This window comes from Streptomyces sp. NTH33 (assembly GCF_003236365.1).
Lineage (GTDB): Bacteria > Actinomycetota > Actinomycetes > Streptomycetales > Streptomycetaceae > Streptomyces.
In genome coordinates this window covers 1-1202 of sequence record NZ_POTZ01000917.1, presented here as the reverse complement: position 1 = coordinate 1202, position 1202 = coordinate 1, and the positions used below count along the sequence as shown (strand labels likewise).

2 protein-coding genes are annotated in these 1202 nt (G+C 74.6%); both read left to right on the top strand.

Annotated features, from left to right (window positions below; all coding sequences use genetic code 11):
• A partial coding sequence (locus tag C1I97_RS37515) for a fibronectin type III domain-containing protein (RefSeq protein WP_146608440.1) occupies positions 1 to 582 on the top strand: 582 nt, incomplete at its 5' end.
• Between the two features lie 171 nt (positions 583 to 753).
• Positions 754 to 1202, top strand: a 449-nt coding sequence (locus C1I97_RS37510; protein ID WP_111007316.1) for a hypothetical protein, incomplete at its 3' end; no start/stop codon positions are given.

Sequence of the window (1202 nt, the reverse complement as noted above, 5' to 3'; positions counted from 1 at the left end):
CGCCCGCCCGACGCGCACGGCCGGGCGGTGGGCAGCCGGGCCGCCCAGCTGTCCTGGTCGCCGTCGACGGACGACCGGGGCGTGGTCTCCTACGACATCCACCAGGCCCGCACGAAGATCCACAGCGTGGGCGGGAACCAGACGGCGACCGTGGTCACGGGCCTGCGGCCGGGCACCCGTTACTCCTTCACCGTGCGGGCCCGCGACGCCGCCGGCAACCTCTCCCCCGCCAGTACCGTCGTCCGGCTCACCACCGCGCCGGGCTCCGACGACGGCCGGGCCACCGCGCCCTCCGTCTTCCGTGCCACGACACACCGGGCGGACGGTTCCCACTACCTCGACCTGAGCTGGGTTCCGCCGCGCACCGACGGGGTGGTGACGCAGTATCAGATCCAGCTCGACGGGCAGCCGGCCACCTCCCTGGTCTGGGGCGGCACCGTCCCGCGCGAGAAGGCGTCGTACAGCTTCTACGTCGGGCGCGAGGCCGGGGTCACCCACCGGGTGCGGATCCGGGCGATGCTGCCGGACGGCACCTGGGGCGGCTTCTCACCCGAGCGGACGGTGACGACGGGACGGCCATAGGCCCTGCCGCCGCGTTCCCGCCCGCTCGGCGTGCGAATCACCCGGACGGACGCGCCCCGCGTGCCTCACGCGGGCGCGGGAGGTTGGCTGGCTCGGAGGCAGCACGGGCGATTCCCTATCTCCGGCGGCACACGGGATGGCCCGCCGACCGTGCCGCCGGAGGACAGTCCCATGCGCCACACTCAGCCACTCCTGCGCTCCGGCCCCGTCGCGGCGGCCGCCGCCGCGCTCGCGGCCGGTCTCACCGCCGGGCCCGCCGCCGCCGCGCCGGGGATCTCCGTCAGCACCAGCGGCTCGACCGTGACCGTCACGACCAGCACGTGCACCCAGGTCGACGGCAGATGGGGCACGGCCTCGCTGCTCACCAGCAGCCAGACGAACTTCACCCAGGGGCGCCAGGTGGCGCTGACCGGGACGAGGACCAGCCAGACCGCCGCCTGGCAGAGCGTGAGCCCGGGCACCTACACCGTGATCGTCGTGTGCTCCAACAACATCACCGCGGGCACCCAGTCCATCGCCGTCTCCGGCGCCGTCCGCGGTACCCCGACGATCTCGGCCACGTCCTCGCCGTCCCGTGGTGTGGCGGGCGGTCTGGGCGGGGGCGTCAAGGACTACGGACC